The organism is Streptomyces barringtoniae (genome assembly GCF_020819595.1).
GTDB lineage: Bacteria > Actinomycetota > Actinomycetes > Streptomycetales > Streptomycetaceae > Streptomyces > Streptomyces barringtoniae.
Window position 1 is genome coordinate 253,012 of record NZ_JAJHNP010000001.1, and the last position, 21,423, is coordinate 274,434.

At 70.5% G+C, this 21,423-nt stretch carries 16 protein-coding genes; 4 read left to right on the forward strand and 12 right to left on the reverse strand.

The window, feature by feature from the left end; genetic code table 11:
* Window positions 1-204: 204 nt before the first annotated feature.
* Complete coding sequence (locus LMU33_RS01135) at window positions 205-1,422, forward strand: thiolase family protein (RefSeq protein ID WP_228616427.1); 1,218 nt, start codon at window positions 205-207, stop codon at window positions 1,420-1,422.
* A complete protein-coding gene (locus LMU33_RS01140) occupies window positions 1,419-3,548 on the forward strand; it encodes a 3-hydroxyacyl-CoA dehydrogenase NAD-binding domain-containing protein (protein ID WP_228616429.1) in 2,130 nt (709 codons plus the stop codon). The genes LMU33_RS01135 and LMU33_RS01140 overlap by 4 nt, the downstream gene beginning before the upstream one ends.
* 61 nt (window positions 3,549-3,609) lie before the next feature.
* Here the strand turns inward: LMU33_RS01140 and LMU33_RS01145 are convergent, their stop codons facing one another.
* From LMU33_RS01145 to LMU33_RS01175, 7 genes are all read right to left on the reverse strand, one after another.
* Entirely contained in the window at window positions 3,610-4,002 is a 393-nt protein-coding gene (locus tag LMU33_RS01145) for a hypothetical protein (RefSeq protein WP_228616858.1), read from the reverse strand.
* Window positions 4,003-4,012: 10 nt separating this feature from the next.
* Window positions 4,013-5,032: a PLL family lectin gene (locus LMU33_RS01150; protein WP_228616431.1), complete on the reverse strand. Its 1,020-nt coding sequence runs from the start codon at window positions 5,030-5,032 to the stop codon at window positions 4,013-4,015.
* 47 nt (window positions 5,033-5,079) lie between these two features.
* Window positions 5,080-6,132 carry an NlpC/P60 family protein gene (locus tag LMU33_RS01155; protein ID WP_228616433.1) on the reverse strand — a complete coding sequence of 351 codons (1,053 nt, stop codon included), beginning with the start codon at window positions 6,130-6,132 and terminating at the stop codon, window positions 5,080-5,082.
* Window positions 6,133-6,169: 37 nt separating this feature from the next.
* Window positions 6,170-6,652 carry a poly-gamma-glutamate biosynthesis protein PgsC/CapC gene (locus LMU33_RS01160; RefSeq protein WP_228616435.1) on the reverse strand — a complete coding sequence of 161 codons (483 nt, stop codon included), beginning with the start codon at window positions 6,650-6,652 and terminating at the stop codon, window positions 6,170-6,172.
* Entirely contained in the window at window positions 6,649-8,274 is a 1,626-nt protein-coding gene (gene pgsB, locus LMU33_RS01165) for a poly-gamma-glutamate synthase PgsB (protein WP_228616437.1), read from the reverse strand. The genes LMU33_RS01160 and pgsB overlap by 4 nt, the downstream gene beginning before the upstream one ends.
* Window positions 8,275-8,280: 6 nt before the next feature.
* Window positions 8,281-10,641, reverse strand: a complete 2,361-nt coding sequence (locus LMU33_RS01170; RefSeq protein WP_228616439.1) for a HAMP domain-containing protein — start codon at window positions 10,639-10,641, stop codon at window positions 8,281-8,283.
* Between the two features lie 230 nt (window positions 10,642-10,871).
* Window positions 10,872-12,092, reverse strand: a complete 1,221-nt coding sequence (locus tag LMU33_RS01175; RefSeq protein WP_228616441.1) for a CapA family protein — start codon at window positions 12,090-12,092, stop codon at window positions 10,872-10,874.
* 20 nt (window positions 12,093-12,112) lie between these two features.
* Here LMU33_RS01175 and LMU33_RS01180 point away from each other — a divergent pair, with 20 nt between their 5' ends.
* Both LMU33_RS01180 and LMU33_RS01185 read left to right on the forward strand, forming a co-directional pair.
* On the forward strand, window positions 12,113-13,087 hold the full coding sequence (locus LMU33_RS01180) for a hypothetical protein (protein WP_228616443.1): 975 nt from the start codon (window positions 12,113-12,115) through the stop codon (window positions 13,085-13,087).
* Between the two features lie 39 nt (window positions 13,088-13,126).
* Window positions 13,127-13,534 (forward strand): PIN domain-containing protein, encoded by a 408-nt coding sequence (locus tag LMU33_RS01185; RefSeq protein ID WP_228616445.1) that lies wholly within the window; start codon window positions 13,127-13,129, stop codon window positions 13,532-13,534.
* A gap of 761 nt (window positions 13,535-14,295) precedes the next feature.
* On the opposite strand, the gene LMU33_RS01195 is transcribed toward LMU33_RS01185, so the two are convergent.
* From LMU33_RS01195 to LMU33_RS01215, 5 genes are all read right to left on the reverse strand, one after another.
* Window positions 14,296-15,819 carry an amino acid permease gene (locus LMU33_RS01195; RefSeq protein ID WP_228616447.1) on the reverse strand — a complete coding sequence of 508 codons (1,524 nt, stop codon included), beginning with the start codon at window positions 15,817-15,819 and terminating at the stop codon, window positions 14,296-14,298.
* A 153-nt stretch (window positions 15,820-15,972) separates the two neighbouring features.
* Entirely contained in the window at window positions 15,973-17,901 is a 1,929-nt protein-coding gene (dxs, locus tag LMU33_RS01200) for a 1-deoxy-D-xylulose-5-phosphate synthase (RefSeq protein WP_228616449.1), read from the reverse strand.
* 128 nt (window positions 17,902-18,029) lie between these two features.
* Window positions 18,030-19,322 (reverse strand): sugar ABC transporter permease, encoded by a 1,293-nt coding sequence (locus LMU33_RS01205; protein WP_228616451.1) that lies wholly within the window; start codon window positions 19,320-19,322, stop codon window positions 18,030-18,032.
* Window positions 19,319-20,110 (reverse strand): ATP-binding cassette domain-containing protein, encoded by a 792-nt coding sequence (locus tag LMU33_RS01210; RefSeq protein ID WP_055706661.1) that lies wholly within the window; start codon window positions 20,108-20,110, stop codon window positions 19,319-19,321. Before LMU33_RS01210 ends, LMU33_RS01205 begins: the two co-directional genes overlap by 4 nt.
* Window positions 20,111-20,296: 186 nt before the next feature.
* Window positions 20,297-21,397: a sugar ABC transporter substrate-binding protein gene (locus tag LMU33_RS01215; protein WP_228616860.1), complete on the reverse strand. Its 1,101-nt coding sequence runs from the start codon at window positions 21,395-21,397 to the stop codon at window positions 20,297-20,299.
* Between the last annotated feature and the right edge of the window lie 26 nt (window positions 21,398-21,423).

Consider the following 21,423-nt stretch of genomic DNA (forward strand, 5'->3'; position numbering starts at 1 on the left):
GGGACCGCGGGTGCGTCGTGGCCGGTCGCGTGGTTCCCCGCGCCCCTGGCGGGGCGCTTCTCCGCCGGCGCCTTCATGTGACCTTCGCCGCTCCGGCCTCGGGGACTGGGCAGTCACGTTACTCGTAAGTAGCATGGTCCTGAGCGCGCGCTCAGTGCATGCGTGCCGCAGCAGTGCCACCCCGCACCCTGGAGGAGAGCCATCGTGCCTCGTACCGTCAGGGACGTCGTCTTCGTCGACGGCGTCCGCACCCCGTTCGGCAAGGCGGGCCCGAAGGGCATCTACCACGAGACCCGCGCCGACGACCTCGTCGTGAAGGCGATCCGGGAGCTGCTGCGCCGCAACCCCGGTCTGGACCCGAAGAAGATCGACGAGGTCGCCATCGCCGCGACCACGCAGATCGGCGACCAGGGTCTGACCCTGGGCCGCACGGCCGGCATCCTCGCGGGCCTGCCGCAGTCCGTCCCCGGTTACTCCATCGACCGCATGTGCGCCGGCGCCCTGACCGCCGTGACGACCACCGCCGGTTCGATCGCGTTCGGCGCCTACGACGCCGTCATCGCCGGTGGCGTGGAGCACATGGGCCGCCACCCGATGGGCGAGGGCGTGGACCCGAACCCGCGGTTCGTGAGCGAGAAGCTGGTCGACGAGTCCGCCCTGTTCATGGGCATGACGGCGGAGAACCTGCACGACCGCTACCCGCACATCACCAAGCTGCGCGCCGACGAGTACGCGGTGCGCTCGCAGGAGAAGGCCGCCAAGGCGTACGCCAACGGCAAGATCCAGCAGGACCTCGTGCCGATCTCGGTGCGCCGCACCAGCCCCGAGGCCGGCGAGACCGGCTGGGGCCTGGTCACCGCCGACGAGCCGATGCGGCCGGGCACCACCCTGGAGAACCTGCAGGGCCTCAAGACGCCGTTCCGCGTGCACGGCCGGGTCACCGCCGGTAACGCGGCCGGTCTGAACGACGGCGCCACCGCCTCGATCATCGCCTCCGAGGACTTCGCCCGCGAGAACGGCCTGCCGGTCAAGATGCGGCTCGTCTCCTACGCCTTCGCGGGCGTCGAGCCGGAGGTCATGGGCTACGGTCCGATCCCCGCCACGGAGAAGGCCCTCGCCAAGGCGGGCCTCGGCATCTCCGACATCGGCCTGTTCGAGATCAACGAGGCCTTCGCCGTCCAGGTGCTGGCCTTCCTCGACCACTACGGCATCGCGGACGACGACGAGCGCGTCAACCAGTACGGCGGCGCCATCGCCTTCGGCCACCCGCTGGCCTCCTCCGGCGTCCGTCTGATGACGCAGCTGGCCCGCCAGTTCGAGGAGCAGCGACACGTCCGCTACGGCCTGACCACCATGTGCGTCGGCTTCGGCATGGGCGCGACGGTCATCTGGGAGAACCCGCACTTCGAGGGGGACAAGTGAGCACCACCGCCGAGCTTCTGAAGCAGGCCGCACAGCAGTTCCCCGACGAGGTCGTCACCAGTGCGCACGTACGCCACTTCGACCTGCCGTTCGGCGCGGGCCGCTTCGCGCTGATCACGCTGGACAACGGCTTCGACCACACCAAGCCCACCACCTTCGGCCCGGGCTCGCTGGCGAACCTGAACACCGCCATCGACCAGGTCGAGAAGGAGGCGGCGGACGGCGAGATCGTCGGCGTCGGCATCACCGGCAAGCCGTTCATCTTCGCGGTCGGCGCCGACCTCAAGGGCGTCGAGGTCCTCAAGGAGCACGAGCACGCGCTCGCCATCGGCAAGGGCGGGCACGACGTCTTCAAGCGTCTGTCCAACCTGGCCGTCCCGACCTTCGCCTACTACAACGGCGCGGCGATGGGCGGCGGTGTCGAGGTCGGTCTGCACTGCACCTACCGCACGGTGTCGAAGGCCGTCCCGGCGTTCTCGCTCCCCGAGGTCTTCCTCGGCCTGGTCCCCGGCTGGGGCGGCTGCACCCTGCTGCCGAACCTGATCGGTGCCGACAAGGCCGTCTCGGTCATCATCGAGAACTCGCTGAACCAGAACAAGCAGCTCAAGGGCAAGCAGGTCTTCGAGCTCGGCATCGCCGACGCGATCTTCGAGGGCGCCGACTTCCTGGAGCAGTCGCTGCTGTGGACCGCGCAGGTCCTCAAGGGCGACATCGAGGTCGAGCGTCCCGTGATCGACCGCGGTGAGGGCTGGGACCAGGCCGTGGCCAAGGGCCGGTTCATCGCGGACTCCAAGGTGCACGGTGCGGCCCCGGCCGCCTACCGCGCCCTCGACATCATCGCGGCCGCCAAGAACGGCGACCTGCAGCAGGGTTACGACGCCGAGGACCAGGCCCTCGCGGACCTGATCATGAGCGGTGAACTGCGCGCCGGTCTCTACGCGTTCAACCTGGTCCAGAAGCGCGGCAAGCGTCCCGCGGGCGCCCCGGACAAGAACCTGGCCCGCCCGGTCACCAAGGTCGGCGTCGTCGGCGCCGGTCTGATGGCCTCGCAGCTGGCCCTGCTCTTCCTGCGCCGCCTGGAGGTGCCGGTCGTACTGACCGACATCGACCAGGAGCGCATCGACAAGGGTGTGGGCTACGTCCACTCCGAGATCGACAAGCTGCTCGGCAAGGGCCGGATCAACCAGGACAAGGCCAACCGCCTCAAGGCGCTGGTCACCGGCGTCCTGGACAAGGCCGAGGGCTTCGCGGACGCCGACTTCGTCATCGAGGCCGTCTTCGAGGAGATCGGCGTCAAGCAGCAGGTGTTCGCGGAGGTCGAGGCGGTCGCCCCGGCGCACGCGATCCTCGCGACCAACACCTCCTCGCTGTCGGTGACGGAGATGGCGTCGAAGCTGAAGCACCCCGAGCGGGTCGTCGGCTTCCACTTCTTCAACCCGGTCGCGGTGCTGCCGCTGCTGGAGATCGTCCGCGGCGAGAAGACCGACGACGCCTCCCTGGCCACGGCCTTCGCCGTCGCCAAGAAGCTGAAGAAGACCGCGGTTCTGGTCAAGGACGCCCCGGCGTTCGTCGTGAACCGCATCCTGACCCGCTTCATGGGCGAGATCCAGAACGTCATCGACGAGGGCACCCCGGTCGAGGTCGCCGAGAAGGCCGTCGAGCCACTCGGTCTGCCGATGTCCCCGCTGGTGCTGCTGGAGCTGGTCGGCCCGGCGATCGGCCTGCACGTCTCGGAGACCCTCAACCGGGCCTTCCCGGACCGCTTCACGGTCTCCCCGAACCTCGCCGCCGTGGTCAAGGCGGGCAAGCGCGGCTTCTACGTCTACGACAGCGGCAAGCCGGAGCTGGACCCGGAGGTCGCCGCGCTGCTGAAGCAGGGCGACGTCGTCCTGACCGAGGAGCAGGTGCGGGCGCGGGTGCTTGACGCCGTGGCGCAGGAGATCGGGCTCATGCTCGACGAGGGCGTCGTCGCCGAGGCCCAGGACATCGACCTCTGCCTCATCACCGGCGCCGGCTGGCCCTTCCACCTGGGCGGCATCACGCCGTACCTGGACCGCGAGGGCGTCTCGGAGCGCGTGAACGGCAAGAAGTTCCTGGCGCAGGGCGTGGCGAGCATCCCCGCGTAGGGCACCGCGTACGGTCGTACGATGCCCGGCACACCGACTGGAGTGCCGGGCATCGGCGTTGTCAGGCCTCGGCCGGGCGGTCGTCCTCGACGTGGACGACGTGCAGTTCGGTGCCGTCCCGGTCGCGCCGTGAGCGGCCGAGGATGCCGACGGCCAGGTGCGAGGGATCGGCGGAGTCGTCCAGCGGGACGAAGGTGACCACGTCCGGGTGGTGGCCGGTCACCAGCCAGCCCTCGCCGTTGTGCAGTTCCAGCACCCGGAAGTCGCCCGCGGGGCCCCCGACCCGTACCGGACCGAACTCCCGCAGGATCTCGGTGGCTTGGGCGGCGAGGTCCCCGGTGGGCTCCTCGAGCACCACGCAGGTGCCGTGCTCGAACAGCACCCATGTCTTTCCGGAGCCGACGAGGAGACGCCGCCAGGCGTCGATGAGAGTCTCGGTGTCCACGCCGGCCATCATGGCGCACTCAGACCTGCCGCCACGCCTCCAGGGCCAGGCCCGGCTCGTCCTTCCGCCGGGTCAGCAGGAGTTGGTCCGTGGACGGGGACAACGTTGCCGCCGCCACCCGGCCGTCCGCGTCCGTGGTGAGGGACACCGTCGCGTCCACGGGCAGCCGCGGGCCCGACTCGGTCCACCAGGCGCCCGCCGACTCCAGTTCGCTCGGGTAGGCGGCGAAGGCGACGCGGCCGCTCGCCGCGCGCTGGGCGAGCAGGGTGCAGTCGTGGCCGTCGAGCTCGCAGCGGACCGCCGAGACCGGGCCGGTACCGGCCGCGGGCAGCAAGGTGACCGGTTTGCCGCCGGGGCGCCAGGCGCACAGGTCGCCGCCGGGGTCCGTGTAGAAGAGCGTCGTGCTGTCGGGGGACGTGGCGAGGGCGTAGAGGGTGCCCGGGCGGACCGGGGTGCGCAGGGTTTCCGCCAGGACCGGCCCGGTGCCCGCCTTCTCCTGGCGCCAGTACAGGATCCCGTCGGGAATGGCCGCGTACAGCTCGACACGGCCGGACTCCCCCGTCACCGCCGCCAGGCCGTCCTGCACCTTGCTGCCCCTGAGATCCAGCCAGGGTTCCCAGCCGCCCTTCTCCTTCTGCGCGACCATGTGCACCCCGCCGCCGTCGTTGCGGACGAACACATGGGCGCGGCCCTGGGCGTCGACGGCGACGGCCGGCGTGCCGGACCGGTCGCCGCCCCGCTTCCTCGGGTGGCCGATCGGGTTCCAGTCCAGCGCCGCGAGGTGCGGCCGGAAGTGCGTGGAGTGCACCAGGCCGGACTCGCCCGGCAACGTCGGCCGCCAGGAGACCAGGTGCGTGTATCCGTCGGCGCCCTGGCCGACCGCGAGCACGGGGTGCAGTTTCTGGTCGCCGCCCACCCTGCGGGGGGTGGTCCAGGGGCCGCCGGGTTCGCGCTCCGCCCGGCACAGGACGGCCTCGCCCGACAGCTGGTAGACACTGAGCCGGCCGTCTCGGCCGCGCAGAAGCCAGTCGCCGTTCACCGGTTCACTCTAGCCCCGGGCCCTGTGTACACCCTCGCCGCCCCTGGTCACAGCCGCTTCGCACTGCGGAACAGCCCGGCGTAGAAACCGTTTCCGTCGAGACGCGAGACACCGCCCTGGTCGCCGATCGTGGGGCCGTTCTGCTCCTTGCGGCTGGAGATGAAGACCTTGTGACCCTCGGTGTCCGGGCCGAGGTAGATCGCCGAGTGGTCCATGTGGTTGCCGGTGCGGTGGTCCATCTTGAAGAACAGCAGATCGCCCGGCTGGAGGACGTCGATGTTCTGCGGCCGCACGTACCAGGGGCTCGGGCCCTGCAGCTTGATGATGTCCACGCCCTCCTTGCCGCGGGCCATGCCGTCGGCGGTGCGCGGCAGCCCGTCGCCGTGGTCGTTGTCGGACATCAGCGGGTAGCGGGCCCGGTAGCCGTAGACCAGGCGCAGATAGCCGGAGCAGTCCACGGCGCGCAGCCGGTCCTGCTGCGGGTACTCGGTGACGCCGTCCCGGAAGGTGTACGGGATGCCCAGGTAGTCGTAGAAGTCGGTCTGCTCGTAGCGGTCGACTCCGTCGGCCTTGAGGGGGCCGTAGGTGGCGTGCCCCGCGTACTGGATGCCCTGGTCGTCCTTCTTGACCGGCGCGCCCACGACGTACTGGAAGGCGAACGCGAAGACGTCGTCCTCCTCGCTGCCGTAGTACTGCTTGAACCAGTCCTTGAACCACTGCTGCTTCTCGGCGCCCTCGGTCCAGGCCTCCGGCATGAGGCGGACCCAGTCGTCGGTGACCACCTTGGTGGTGGTGTTGGCCGGTTCGCTGAAGGTGCGGGTCGGGCCCTTGAGGGTGGCGGTGCGGGCGCCGTCCGTGAAGGTGGCGATGACCGCGCCCTTGCCGTCGCGCAGCACCGAGCGCGCCGGGTTGTTCAGCCGTTCCCAGGTCTGCTTGCCGGTCGCCCCGCCCGAGCTGTGCAGGTTCTCGGTGATGGTCTGGGCGGCCGGGAGCTTCGCCTGCTGGTCCTTGCGCAGTTCGTAGGTGAAGTAGGCACTGCCCGCGAGCAGCGCCAGGACCGTCACCGTGTGGACGACCGGGCGGCCTTTGCGCTTCGGCATGGTGGGGGCTCCAGGAATGCGTCGGATACGGACGGGGTCAGGCGGACGGCATGGCGCCCAGGAGGATGCCGGCGGTCAGCACCACATAGGTGGCGAGGGTGACCGTGCCGACGGACAGCAGGGTCGCGCCCTTGGGCTGGCGGACCAGCTGGTAGCCGACCAGGCCCGGGACGATGAAGCCGAGCGTCTGGTTGGCGTACAGCAGCGGGAACTCCATCTGCAGCACGATGATCACGGTGGCCTGGATCAGCACACCGCTGAGCACGACGGCCGCGAAGAGCCGCTTGCCGTACAGGATCACGAACTTCTGCAGGAGCAGCGTGGCGAGGTACGTCAGCACGGTCACACCGACGACGAGGGCGGCGCGCTGGAGGTCCTCGATGAGCGTGAGCGCGAGCCAGCCCGGAGTGATCATGCCGCCCGGCGACAGGTTGGTCGTCAGGTAGCACATGAGCGAGAACATCAGGCCCAGGCCGATGCCGATCGCGGCGATCTCGGGGGTGAGGACGGAGGGGATCAACGCTGTTCTCCTGGGCTGTGCCACTGCTGGCTGTCGTCGGCGGAAGGCTGGGGCGGGAGGCGGGGCTCGAACAGCCCGCGGGGCCGGTGCGGTCCGGCTGCCGGGCCGCTGTCGGCGGGTGCCTGCGGCAGGGCGGGGGCGGCCGGGCCGCCGTGCTGCGTCGGCCGCGGCTCGGTCCCGGTGTCGTACGCGTACGGCTGGTCGTCCCCGGCCCGGGGTACCGGATCCCGGTGCGGGTGGGGGTGTACGGCGTCCCGCTGCACGGGGATCTGCGGGACGTACGGCTGCTGGTGCGCGTAGCGCGCCTCGTACGCCTCCGGGTAGCGCTGGTAGGGGTCGATGCGGGGCACGTACAGCTGCATCGTCTCGACGTGCTCGACCACGGCGGGTGCCGCTTCGGTCCGGCCCGCCGGGGCGGCGGCCGCCGGTTCGTCGGCGCTCTCGTCCGGTGGCAGTTCGGCGAGGTGCTCCAGCAGGATCTCACCCTGGCCGTGGATGTTGCCGATCGCGACCATCGACGAGTCCGCGCCGAGCATGTCCAGCATCCTGCCCATGAACTCCTCGGGGTCGCGCTTGTCGCCGCCGAGGTCCACGGCGCGCGAGCGGAACTCGGCGGGGATCGCGTCGATGGCGGACTTGGCCGGGTGGCCGATGACGAAGACCCGCTCGGGGTCGAGGTCGGGGATGATCTCGCCCATCTGCCCGTTGCGTTCGACGCGGTCGGGGCGGCAGTTGATGACCACGTTGAGCGGGCGGTGGATGGCGCCGAGGTCGAGCAGCTGGTTGATGTTCATCAGCGTCGACTCGGGGTCGTTGGCGGCGAAGACGTTGGCGAAGCGCAGCTTCTTGCCCTCGGGCGTCAGATAGCGCTCGACGGACAGGACACCGGGGTCCGGCGGGGCGTCGTACATGCCCTGCAGGGCCGTCTCCCGGTCCACGCCGAGGAGTTCGGCGACGGCGAGGGCGATGGCCACGTTCTCCTTGAAGGTGAACCAGCTGAACCCGCGCAGCTCCTCGTCGGTCACCGTCTCCGGATCGGCGTAGACGAGCTTGCAGTTACGCGAGTCCGCCTCCTCCTGGAGGATGTGGAAGCGGTCCTTCTCGGCGGTGACGCAGATGCCGTCCTCGGGCATCGAGCGGGACAGCGAGCGCGCCACGTCGTCCAGGGTGGGTCCCATCTCGGCGAGGTGGTCCTCGCGGACGTTGCACAGCACGCCGATGGTGGAGCGGATCAGTTTGGACTGATTGATCTCCTGCAGGGCCGGCATGACGGCCATGCACTCGATGACCAGCGCGTCCGGCTTGTACGCGGCGGCACGCCGCACGATGCCGATCTGCTCGACCACGTTGGCGATGCCGAACTTGCGGTAGACCGGCTCCTCGGTGGCGTCCGGGTGGATGAACCGGGCCGCGGTGCCGGTGGTCTTGGCGACGGTGACCAGGTCGCCGCCGCGCAGGGCGCCCGCGCACAGCCGGGTGATGGAGGACTTGCCGCGGATGCCGTTGACCAGGACGCGGGTGGGGATGTGGTCCAGGCTGGTGAAGTGCCGCCGCTGTTCCACGACGCCGGCGACGAGCAGTATCGCGCAGCCGACCAGCAGCACGGTATAGAGGAAGAACACGGGTGATCAGTTCCTTGTGTACTGCTGGGGCGGGTACTGCTGCGACGGGTACGGCTCCGGGCGCGACGGCGGTGCGTACGGCTCCGCGTGCGACGGCGGTGCGTTCTGCTCCGGCGGGTCCTGGTGCGGTGCGGAGGGCCGGGGCGGCGGGGTGCGGCGGGGCTGCTGGCGGCGCTGGTCCTGCAGTTGCTGCCGGATGAGCTCCAGGGAGCGGGTGACGGCGCCGACCTCGTCGTGGTGCTGCGGGAAGAGCACGTTCTTGCGGTCGCCTCCGGCGAGGGCCTCGGCCCGGTCGGCGAGGGCGCGCAGCGGACGGGCGACGACGATGTGCAGCCAGCCCAGGCAGGCGACGGCCGCGGCGGCACCGAGCAGACCGGCGAGGACGGTGCGGTTCTGGGCGTCGAACTCCGGGATGGCCAGCCGGTCGACGGGCTGCCAGCTGACCACGCTGAAGTGGAGCGACTCGGCCGAGCCGCCGCCGGAGAACGGCGCTGCGGCGGCGATCCGCAGCCCGTTCCCGCGGTAGAGCAGGCCATTGGGCTGCGGCTTCTTGCCGAGTCGCTGGGCGCTGGCCTCGACCAGGTCCTCCAGGTGCTGGTCGGGCAGCGCCTGGAAGGCGAGGAAGCCGGTGTTTCCGGCGATGACCTCCTGCCGGTCGTCCACGAGCCGGACCACGCCGAGGCCGGGCCGGGTCAGCAGCGCGTTGAGGAACTCGACGCGGAACTCGCCGACCAGCTGGCCCCCGTTGCGGCCGGGGATCTCGGCCGCGGCGACGACCACGGGCTCCTTGCCGCCGCGGCCCAGCAGCCGCAGGGGCCTGCCGGAGACGCGGTCGGACTGGATCACCTTGGGCTTCTTGCCCTCGCGGACCTGGATGGCGCCGGAGGAGTCGACGACGTAGAGGGAGCGGTAGCGCTTGTTCTCGTTGTAGGTGTGCTCCAGCACCGTCTCCATGGCCTGGGGCGAGGTCTTGTCCCCGATCAGGGAGGCGACCGACTGCAGGTCGGCGTCGCCCTCGTTGAGCGCGCGGCGCACCCGGTCGCTGAGCGTGTCGGTGCGTTCGCGCTGGTCGTTGACGAGCTGCCGGGGCACCTCGGCGGTGTTGTCGGCCCGGTTGAACAGCAGCATCAGCGGTGCGGCCCAGGCCAGCAGCAGCACGGCGCAGACCGCGAGGAGGGCACGCGTGCCCACCCGGCGCACCCCGCGCGGGCGTTCGGCCGGTCCGGTGGCCTCGGCGCTCTCGCCGAGCAGTTGCCGGCGCAGCCGTTCCAGGGCGACGCCGATGCGGTGCGCCTCGCCGTAGCCGGGGACGGTGACCGGCCGGGTCAGATCGCCGCGGGTGAGCCGGCGGGATTCCAGGAACAGCCGGATGAGCGGGCGCTGCACGGTGCCCAGCAGCACGGCCACCGCCAGCGCGCCGACGACGAGCAGGGCACCGCCCGCCGCCAGTCCGAACACCGGGGAGCCTGCATGGCCGGACTCCTCCGTCACCTTGACCATGGCCACCACGGACAGCCCGAGTCCGGTGGCGGTGGTGGTCTCGCCGGGTTCGGCCGCGGCGAGCGTGGCGTATCCGGCGACGGGCCGGTCGCCGAGCAGCTCGCCGCCGAGGAGGCTGCCGCTGACGCCCTGGTAACCGCCGCTGCCGGGTTCCTTGCTGCTGCGCGGATCCCGCTGCGCCCGGCGGGCGGCCTGCTCGGCGAAGTCCTTCAACTGCTTGCGGGAGGCCGTGATGTCCTTGCGGTCGGCGCTGTTGCGCGCCGACTCGGGTTCTGCGATGCCGTCGCTGCTGAGGATCGTGCCGCCCGCGTCGACCACGGCGATGGAGCGGAACTGGCCGAGGCTGATGCCGGGGAACTTCAGGTTCCGGGAGGCCACCAGCAGCAGTTGCGGCTTGCCCGGCCAGGTCAGCAGCCCGAAGGACAGCAGGCGTACCTCGCCGTTCTTCTGCCGGACCATGCGCGGGGCCAGCCCGTCCTCGCCGCTGAGCAAGGAGAGGTCCACGGAGGTGAGCGGCACCGTCTCGCCGCGGGCCGCGACCAGCTTGCCCGTGCGGACCTCCACTACGGCGGTGCCCATCCACTTCTCGTAGGTGCTGCCGAGCTTGTCGAGGACGGCGTCGCCGGAGACGGGCTGTCCGGCGCTGAACAGCGCGGCGGAGCGGGTGACGTCGGTGACGGACTCGTCGATGGAGGCGCGCAGCGCGACGGCGCCGTCCTCCGCGAAGTGCTGCTGGGAGGTCAGCACCGCCTTCGGCACGCCGGTGTCGTCGACGCGGCCCAGGACGAGTGCCGTGATGCCGGCGAGCGTCAGCAGCAGCGCCGAGAGGACCGCGATCGGCGGGCGGATGCCTCCGATCAGCGACATGTCGGCTCGGCGGCGGGCTCGATGCTGCCGCGCCGGGGGCGGTGACGCCACGGAAGGGTCCTCTCGTGAATACGGGCTCCGGGCGCGCCGAAAGTAAGAGCTCGCCCGGAAACCTCAGACAGGCAAGAGAGGGGTTAAGTTGCGGTAAGTCCGACGTGATCTGGGCAACATCGCGCAACCGTCGGACAAGTTCGGACAAATGCCTTGCCCATAAGGGGCGTTTCCGGCATCTACTCGGGCAGCGGGGTGAGCGGCTTCAGCCCGTCCCCGGCCGCGCCGCGGTTCAGCAGGGTGCCCTCGGTGCGCTCGAAGGCCAGCCGCAGCCGGGCCCGCCGGGCCCCGGTGAGGCCGTGGTCGTCGCGCAGCGCGGCCGGCACGTCCAGCAGGCGGTAGTCCCGCACGTCGTCGCCGGTGTACGCGGCGGTGCCGCCGTCGCGGACGTTCTCGGCGTCCGGCGGGATCGTCAGCAGCGTCGGCTCGAAGCGCGGCCGGACGTCCCAGTGGCCCTTGCCCCGCTCGGTGAACGTGAACCAGGCGATCACGCCCTCCTCGGTCAGGCCCGTCGGCACCTCGTGCCGGGCGATCTGGTTGCCGAGGCCGTAGGAGATCCAGGTCCCGTCGACCTTCTCCATCGGCTCCACGACGTGCGCGTGATGGCCGATGACCAGGTTGATGCCGGTGTTCCGGGCGATCTGCCGGGCGAAGGAGAGCTGCGCGGCCGACGGCTCCGGATGGTGCTCGCGGCCCCAGTGCAGGGAGAGGATCACCACCTCGGCACCGGCCGTGCGGGCCCGCTGCTCGGCGGCCTTGATCCGGCCGAGATCCTGCTGGTTGGCCAGCCACGGCTTGTCCTTCGGGAGCCTGTGCGGCTCGTTGAAGCCGTAGGCGAAGGAGATCTGCGCGACCTTGACGCCCTTGACGTCCATGATCAGCGGGGTGCTCGCCTCCTTCGCGGTGCGGGCCGAGCCGGTGTGCTTCAGCCCGGCGGCGTCCAGTGCGTCCAGGGTGCGCTTCACGCCCTCGTAGCCGTGGTCGAGGGTGTGGTTGGAGGCGGTGGAACAGGTGTCGTAACCGATGTCCTTGATGGTCTTCGCCTGCTGCGGCGGCACCTGGAAGTCCGGGAAGCCCTCGAACGGGCCCCGCGCCGGGCCCATCACCGGCTCGAAGTGGCAGATCGCCAGGTCCGCCCCGCTGATCAGCGGCTTGATGCCGGCCATCATCGGCCCGAAGTCCAGCCCGTCCACGCCCTTGCCGGTGCGCTCGGCGTCCTTGCGGGCCTGGTCGACCAGTTCGGGGTGCATGAGGATGTCCCCGGCGGCCGCGACGGTGAAGGAACGCCCGCCGGCCGGGGCTCCGGCGTCGTCCGAGAGGAGTCCGCAGCCGGAGACGGCGGCGAGGAGGGAGAGCGGGGTCAGCAGGGACAGCAGGGTCCGGCTACGGCGTCTGTTCACCGGGATATCTTGATACAACCATGAGAGCCCAACGCTCACGCCTCCTCACGATCGCAACCCTGCTGCTGGTCGTCGCCGGTCTGGCGGCCGGTCTCACCGTCCTGCTCCGCAGCCCGGGCGACACCGCGCACGACGGCCGCGGGCCCGCGCCGAAGGGGGCCGAGCAGATCGACCTGGCCCGCGAGGTGGCGGACTACACGAGCCGGTTCGCTCCCGGCCGGGGGTATCTGCCGCCCGGCCGGGCCGACCGCGAGGACATCGCCGCGGCCATCGGCCTGCTGCTCGACGGCCACCGCGCTCAAGCCGAACAGCGGCTGTCCCAGCGGGACTTCACCGTACGCACGGTCGTCGACCGGCCCTCCGGCCACCGCTATACCGAGGTCGCCGACCGCACCGACTCCGCCGCGACGCCACGCGGCTGGGGCCGGGTCTACCTCGATCTGGACCACCGCCCGAGCTGGTCGGTGCAGGTCCCGCATCCCGGCTTCGATCTGGGCACCGAGCAGTTGGGCGTGCGGGTGCTGCGCGGCTCACCCGGCGGGATCCTCGTGATCGCGGGAGCACACCGCAAAGCCGGGGTCGGTAACGCGGCGGACGTGGCACACCGCGAGGACACCGTTTTCCACGCCATCTGGGCGGAACTGGCTCGCCGCGGGATGCCCGGGATCCAGCTGCACGGCTTCGCCGCCTCCGCCGCGCCCGACTACGACGTCATCACCTCCACCGGCGCCGGGTCTGCGGGCCGGCCGGAGGGCCGGGACCTGGCCGACGCCCTGAGCGGGCACGGCTTCCGGGTGTGCCGGGCGTGGGCGCGGTCCTGCCCGCTGGAGGGTCTGACGAACGTGCAGGGCCAGGTGGCCGACGCCGACCATGTGCCGTTCCTGCACGTCGAGTTCTCCCCGGGGGTGCGCGCGGGCGGGCGGCCCGCCGAGCGCGCCGCCGCCGCGATCGCCGAGATCACGGGCCGCTGGGCGAGGAGTCCCGTGACAGACTGAGGCAGTTACCAACCCGACACAGCAGGGCTGTTACGGAACATGACGGACACCTCGGGCGGGACGGACGCGACGGACGAGCCCCTGCCTCTGCTCATCGTCGACGGCGCGAACGTCGTCGGCTCGGTGCCCGACGGCTGGTGGCGCGACCGCCGCGGTGCCGCCGAGCGCCTGCGCGACCGGCTGCCGCCCTTCGCCCGGTCCGGCGTGGCCGGCCTGCCCGGTCCGCTGGAGCTGGTCCTGGTGGTGGAGGGCGCGGCCCGGGGCGTGGAGTCGGTGCCCGGGGTGCGCGTCGAGGACGCGCCCGGCAGCGGCGACGACCACATCGTCGCCCTCGCAGCGACGGCCGGCGACCGCCCCTGCCTGGTCGTCACCGCCGACCGCGAACTGCGCCGCCGCGTCCGGCAACACGGCGCCCAGGTCACGGGACCCCGCACGGTACTGGGCTGACCTGATCGACCGCAGGGTACGGCGCGGGACCTGACGTCCGTGCGGTACGGCACCGGCGCGGTGCACCCTGCCGGTGCAAGCAGCCACGCCCCGGGAAGCAGCGCCGCGCCGCCGTTCTGTTTGGTGAGGAACGCGACGGCTCCGGCGGCCCCGGCCGCACCCCAGCGCCCGCGGTCGGCGCACCACAGGGCGGCGGCCGTGCCGGGCAGTGTGAACACCTCGAAGGAGGCGGCCTGCGCGTCCTCGGGGTTGAGCCCGACCGAGACCAGCGGATACGGCACTCCCGCCGTCCGGCCCGCGCCGTCGCCCCAGCGGCGCCGGGAGGGAGGCCGGCAGCACCGCCGTGAGCAGCTGGGCGAGGACCGCGAGCGCCCGCAGCGGCGTCGGCGAGCCGGAACCGCGCACCGCGAACGCGGCCTCGTACGGCCAGGGCAGCACCGCGGCTTGCGGTCCACGACGGTGTCGTACAGCTGCCCGCCCTGGGCCGGCAGCCTGGCCTGGACGGCGAGGCGAGGTACCCCTCGTCCGGGTTCCACAGCGGCCGGACGAAGGACGGCAGCCGGGTGCCGCAGGCCAGCGCCGCGAGGAGAGGCAGCCCTCTCCAGTACGCCGTCCGGGTGACGGTCCTCGGGGTGATGTCCGTGCGGGGGCGAGTGGGGCGACGGGCACGGGGAGCACGGGGAGCACGCCATCCGGCCCCACAGCCCCTGCCGAAGCGGGACATACAGGGCCGGAACGAGGGGACCGCTCGGTGAAGACGGTTACGGAGTGTCTCCGGCGGCCGGCCGCTGGGTCTCGCCGGTGGCGGCCCGCCCGCCCGGGGCCAGCCGGCTGTGGGTGCGGCCGTAGAAGAAGTAGACGGCGAAACCGATCACCATCCAGATCGCGAACCGCAGCCAGGTCTCGGCCGGCAGGTTGAGCATCAGCCACAGCGAGGCGCACACCGACAGGATCGGGATGACCGGGACCCATGGGGTGCGGAAGGCGCGCGGCAGGTCCGGGCGGGTCCGGCGCAGGATGATCACGCTGATCGCGACGACGACGAACGCGAAGAGCGTGCCGATGTTCACGAGCTCGGCCAGCGCGCTGAGGCTGGTGAAGCCGGCGACGATCGCGATGATCACGCCCAGCAGGATGGTCGGCCGGTGCGGGGTGCGGAAGCGGGGGTGGACGTGGGAGAAGAAGCGCGGCAGCAGTCCGTCGCGGCTCATCGCGAAGAACACCCGGGTCTGGCCGAGCAGCAGGATCATGCACACGGTGGTCAGGCCGACGGCGGCGCCGAAGCTGATCACCCCGGCGTACCAGGGATGACCGATGGCCTTGAAGGCGTCGGCGAGCGGGGCCTCCACGGACAGCCTGGAGTACTTCTGCATGCCGACGACGACGAGGGAGACGGCGACGTAGAGCACGGTGCAGATGAGCAGGGAGCCGAGGATGCCGCGCGGCATGTCCCGCTGCGGGTTGCGGGTCTCCTCGGCGGCCGTGGCGACGATGTCGAAACCGATGAACGCGAAGAACACCACCGAGGCGGCCGTGAAGATGCCCATCACACCGAAGTTGGCGGGCGCCCAGCCGAACATCAGCTGGATCAGCGGGGCCCTGAGGTTGCCGCCGGCCGGCACCGGCTGGGGCTTGGGGATGAACGGCGAGTAGTTGCTGCCCGTGATGAAGAAGGCACCGGCGATGATCACGATGAGCACGACGATCACCTTGATGGCGACGACGAGCGAGGTGATCCGGGCCGAGAGTTTCATGCCGAGGACGAGGATGCCGGTGAGCACCAGCACCAGGGCCGCGGCGAGGATGTCGAAGCCGAAGCCGGAGGCCGTGTCCCGGCTGGCCAGATAGTCGGGCAGGTGCCAGCCGACGTTGTCCATCAGGGAGCGGATGTAGCCGGACCAGCCGACCGCCACCACCGCCGTACCGAGCGCGAACTCAAGGACCAGGTCCCAGCCGATGATCCAGGCGGGCAGCTCGCCCAGGGAGGCGTAGCTGAACGTGTACGCCGAGCCCGCCACGGGGACCGTGGACGCGAACTCGGCGTAGCAGAGGGCGGCGAGCGCACAGACCACGCCGGCCACCACGAAGGCCAGGGACACCGCCGGGCCGGCGTTGTTCTTGGCGACCTGTCCGGTGAGGACGAAGATGCCGGTGCCGATGATGACACCGACGCCGAAGACGGTCAGGTCGAGCGCGGAGAGCGATTTCCTGAGCGAGTGCTCCGGTTCCTCGGTGTCCTGGATGGACTGCTCGACGTTCTTCGTCCTGAACAGCGCGCTGCTCACGTGCCTGCCTCCCACGCTTGGGGACGTCGCCGTGGCCCGTCATGATCGAGAGGGTCGGGATGCGTATGCCCCGGCACAGGCAGGTTCACGCAGACGGGCCGGTTCCGCCACCGCAAGGAGTGGCCGGACCGGCCCGTGAGGGGCGCGTTCGCGTCAGTCGCGCGCGGGCTCGACCGAGTCCACCTCGGCGGCCGTACGGTCGAACCTGCCGTCCAGCTTGGCGACCAGCCCGGTGACCTGGCGGGCGATGTCCGGGGCGGTCAGGCCGATCTCGGCGAGGACCTCGGCGCGGGAGGCGTGGTCGAGGAAGCGCGGCGGGATGCCGAAGTCGCGCAGCGGCACGTCCACGCCTGCGTCGCGCAGGGCCTGGGCGATCGCGGAGCCGACGCCGCCGACCCGGCTGTTGTCCTCGACGGTGACGACGACCCGGTGCCGCTCGGCCAGCGGGGCCATGGCCTCGTCGACGGGCTTGACCCAGCGCGGGTCGACCACGGTCGTGGAGATGCCCTGCTTGTCCAGCAGGCCGGCGATCTCCAGGCACATCGGGGCGAGGGCGCCCACGGAGACGAGCAGCACGTCGGGCCGGTCGGTGCCGGGCTCGCGCAGCAGGTCCATGCCGCCGATCCGGCCCACGGCGGGTACGGCGGGGCCGACGGCGCCCTTGGAGAAGCGCACCACGGTCGGCGCGTCGTCCACCGCGACGGCCTCCCGCAGCTGGGCCCGCACCTGCTCGGCGTCCCGCGGGGCCGCCAGCCTGAGGCCGGGCACGACCTGCAGGATCGACATGTCCCACATGCCGTTGTGCGAGGCACCGTCCGTTCCGGTGACACCGGCCCGGTCGAGCACGACCGTCACCCCGCACTTGTGCAGGGCCACGTCCATGAGGACCTGGTCGAAGGCGCGGTTGAGGAAGGTGGCGTAGACGGCGAAGACGGGGTGCACCCCGGCGTATGCGAGGCCCGCGGCGGAGACGGCGGCGTGCTGCTCGGCGATGCCGACGTCGTACACCCGTTCGGGGAAGCGCTTGGCGAACCTGTCCAGGCCGACGGGCTGGAGCATGGCCGCGGTGATGGCGACGACGTCCTCGCGCTCCTCCCCGAGCCGGACCATCTCGTCGCCGAAGACGGAGGTCCAGTCGGCGCCGGAGGAGGCGATCGGCAGACCGGTGTCCGGGTGGATCTTGCCGACGGCGTGGAAGCGGTCCGCCTCGTCCTGCAGGGCGGGCTGGTAGCCGCGGCCCTTCTCGGTGAGGCAGTGCACGATGACGGGCCCGCCGAACCGCTTGGCGCGGGCGAGGGCGGACTCCAGCGCCTCGATGTCGTGGCCGTCGATGGGGCCGACGTACTTCAGGCCCAGGTCCTCGAACATGCCCTGCGGCGCGATGAAGTCCTTGAACCCCTTCTTCGCCCCGTGCAGGGTCTCGTACAGCGGCTTGCCGACGACCGGGGTGCGCTCCAGGAGCTCCTTCGTCCGGGCGAGGAAACGCTCGTACCCGTCGGTGGTGCGCAGGGTGGCCAGGTGGTTGGCCAGGCCGCCGATGGTGGGGGCGTACGACCGCTCGTTGTCGTTGACGACGATGACCAGCGGACGGTCCTTGGCGTCGGCGATGTTGTTAAGCGCCTCCCAGGCCATACCGCCGGTGAGCGCACCGTCACCGATGACGGCCACGACATGGCTGTCGCGCTTCTTCAGCTGGTTGGCCTTGGCGATGCCGTCGGCCCAGCCGAGCACGGTGGAGGCGTGGCTGTTCTCGATGACGTCGTGCGCGGACTCGGCCTGCGCGGGGTAGCCCGACAGGCCGCCCTTCATCTTCAGCCTGGAGAAGTCCTGCCGGCCGGTGAGCAGCTTGTGCACGTAGGACTGGTGGCCGGTGTCCCAGAGCACCTTGTCCTTCGGCGAGTCGAAGACGCGGTGCAGGGCGATGGTCAGCTCCACCACGCCGAGGTTGGGGCCGAGGTGGCCGCCGGTCTTGGAGACGGCGTCGACGAGGAAGGTCCGGATCTCCTCTGCCAGCTGGTCCAGCTGCTCCAGGCTGAGCCGGTCCAGATCGCGCGGTCCCCTGATGCGGGTCAGCAGCGGCACCCGTGCCTCCTTGCAGTAGAGCTGATCGAGCTTTCGCCGGGCTCGCCCGAGTCTAATGTTCATGCTTTGCGCGACACGACAGTGCCCGGCGCCTTTCGGGCGCCGGGCACTGTCGTACAGCTGGGGCGCTACGCGCGACCAGCGGACTTCTGCGTCTTGCGGGTCACCGCGTCGATGACGACTGTGGCGAGCAGAACACCACCGGTGATCATGTACTGCACCGGCGAGGCGATGCCCTGGAGCGCGAGGCCGTACTGGATCGAGACGATCACCAGTACGCCGAGGAGCGCGTTCCACGTGCGTCCACGCCCACCGAACAGCGACGTACCGCCGATGACCGCCGCGGCGATCGCGTTCATCAGCAGGTCACCGCCGCCGGCGCCCTGGTTGGCGGAGGCGATCTTGGAGGCGATGAACAGACCGCCGATCGCCGCGAACGTGCCGGAGATGGCGAACACCGAGATCCGGACCATGTCCACGTTGATACCGGCACGGCGGGAGGCCTCGACGCTGCCGCCGAGCGCGAAGACCTTGCGGCCGTAGGAGGTGCGGCGCAGCACGAAGTCCGTGATGAACAGCACGGCGACGAAGATCACCACGGCCAGCGGCAGGCCCTTGTACTGGTTGAAGACGAGCGCGGCGGCGAAGGACACGATGGCCAGCAGCACGGTGCGCAGGATGGTCTCGCTCAGCGGGCGGGAGGGCACCCCGGCGGCCTCGCGGCGCCTGTTGCCGAAGTAGGAGCTGAGGAAGAACAGCACCGTCACCCCGATGGCGAGGCCGTAGGCGGCGGCCACGTCGGAGAAGTAGTAGCTGGTCAGCTTGGCGACCAGGCCGTTGTCGTTCAGGTTGATCGTGCCGTTGTCGCCCAGGATCTTGAGCATGAGGCCGTTCCAGAACAGCAGACCGGCCAGGGTCACCGCGAAGGCCGGCACGCCGATCTTCGCGAAGAAGAAGCCCTGGAGCGCGCCGGCGACCGTTCCGGTGAGGATCGACAGCACCAGGGCCAGGATCTCGTTCATGCCGTGGGTGATGTTGAGCACCGCGAAGGTGGCGCCCGCGACACCGGAGAGCGAACCGACCGACAGGTCGATCTCGCCGAGCAGCAGGACGAACACGATGCCGACGGCGATCATGCCCGTGCCGACCATGGCGACGGAGATGTCGGAGAGGTTGCCCGCGGTGAGGAAGTTGGAGTTCAGGCTCTGGAAGATGATCCAGATGATCGCCAGGCCGATGACGACCGGGATGGAGCCGAGGTCACCGGCCTTCATCTTGCGCTTGAACTCGGTGACGTAGCCCGCGAGGCCCTGCTCGCGCACCAGCAGACGGGGGTCGACGGCGACGTCGGAGCCGCGTGCCGCCTCGGGGTTCTCCACGGGTACGTCCTCGGGGGGCGTGGAGGTCTTGTCGATGCTCACTTCTTGATCTCCCCATTGCTGCGCGCCGCACGACGGGTCACGGCGTTGTCCGTGGCGCCGGTGATGGCGGAGATGATCTCTTCCTGCGAGGTCGACTTGACCTCGAAGACGCCGTTGTTCTTGCCCAGACGCAGCACGGCCACCTTGTCGGCGACGGCCTTGACGTCGGCCATGTTGTGGCTGATGAGGATCACGGCGTGACCGCGCTCCCGCAGCCTCTCCACCAGGTCGAGAACCTGGGCGGTCTGCTCGACGCCGAGCGCGGCGGTGGGCTCGTCGAGGATGACCAGCTTGGGCTCGCCGAGCATGGAGCGGGCGATCGCCACGACCTGGCGCTGACCGCCGGAGAGCGAGGCGATCGGGATGCGGACGCTGGGGATGCGGATGGAGAGCTGGTCGAGCAGCTCACGCGAGCGCCGCTCCATCTCGACCTCGTCGAGGACACCGCGGCGGCGGATCTCCCGGCCGAGGAAGAGGTTGCCGACGACGTCGATGTTGTCGCACAGCGCGAGGTCCTGGTACACCGTCGCGATGCCCAGGTTCTGGGCGTCGTGCGGCTTGTTGACCTGGACGGCCTTGCCGTCCCATTCGATGACGCCCTCATCGATGGGGTGCACGCCGGCAATCGTCTTGACCAGCGTGGACTTTCCGGCACCGTTGTCGCCCACCAGGGCGACCACCTCACCGGCGTGGACCTCAAGCTCTACGTCGGTGAGCGCCTGAACGGCACCGAACCGCTTGGAGACCCCGCGCAACGCCAGCACGGGCGTAGCGGACACGTGAACCATCTCCTTCGCCGCCTGACCCGGCGGGAGGTTGTGCAGAAGTTTGGGGGGTAGTTCCGTCCGGCGCCCCGCACCGAGCTTGCGGGGCTGTTTTTTGCGCGGGGCACCGGAGGAGCTGATGGGGCGCCTTCCTCCCGCCAAGGAAATTCAAGGGTGAATTCCCCTAGTTGGGAAGGCGCGTGCGGCTGCTTACTTCAGACCGATCTTGTCGCAGGCCGCCTTGTACTGCCCGGTGCAGATGTCGGTCACCGTGTAGACGCCGTCCTTGATGACGGTGTCCTTGATGTTGTCCTTGGTCAGCGCGGTGACCGGCACCAGGACGGAGGGCACCTGCTTGGTGGTCGGGCTGTCGACCTTGTCCTTGGCGACGGCGTCGAGCGGCTTGCCCTGGGCGAGGTCCACGGCCATCTCGGCGGCGGCGGCGGCCTCGGGAGCGTACGGCTTGTAGACGCTCATGTACTGCTCACCGGCGACGATGCGCTGGACACCCGCGAGCTCCGCGTCCTGGCCGGTGACCGGGATGTTGGAGATGCCGGCGGCCTTGAGGGCGGTGATGATACCGCCGGCCATGCCGTCGTTGGCGGAGTAGACGCCGATGATGTTCTTCTTGCCCAGAGCGGAAATGGCGCCCTCCATGTTGGAGTTGGCGTTCTCCGGCTTCCACTCCTTGGTGTCGTACTCCTTGCCGATGTTCACCTTGCCGTTGAGCACCTCGTGGGCGCCCTTCTTGAACTGCGCGGCGTTCGGGTCGGTGGAGGAACCGTTCATCATGACGATCTTGCCGGACTTGGCCTTGGAGCCCAGGGCCTTCAGCAGGGCCTCGCCCTGGGTCTTGCCGACCGTCTCGTTGTCGAACGAGGTGTACGCGTCGATCGGGCCCTGCGCCAGGCGGTCGTAGGCGACGACCGGGATGCCGGCGTCCTTGGCCTTCTGCACCGAGTTCTTGATGGCCGCGGCGTCCACCGCGTCCACGATCAGCACGTCCACCTTGTTGGTGATCATGGTGTCGACCTGCTGGTTCTGCAGGGTGGCGTCCTGCTTGGCGTTGGCGTAGACGATCTTGCCCTTGCCGTTGGTGAGCTCCTGGACCTTCTTCTCGATCAAGGGCTTGTCGAACTTCTCGTAACGAGCGGTCTGGTTCTCCGGCAGGAGCAGGCCGACCGTGATGGCGTCGCCCTTCTTCGGGCTGGAGGACTTGGAGGAGCCACCACCGGACTCCTTGGCGCTGCCACAGGCGGCGAGCGAGACGGCCATGGCACCAGCAGCAACGGCGAAGGCCGCACGACGCATACGCATGTTCACTTCAGAAACCTCCC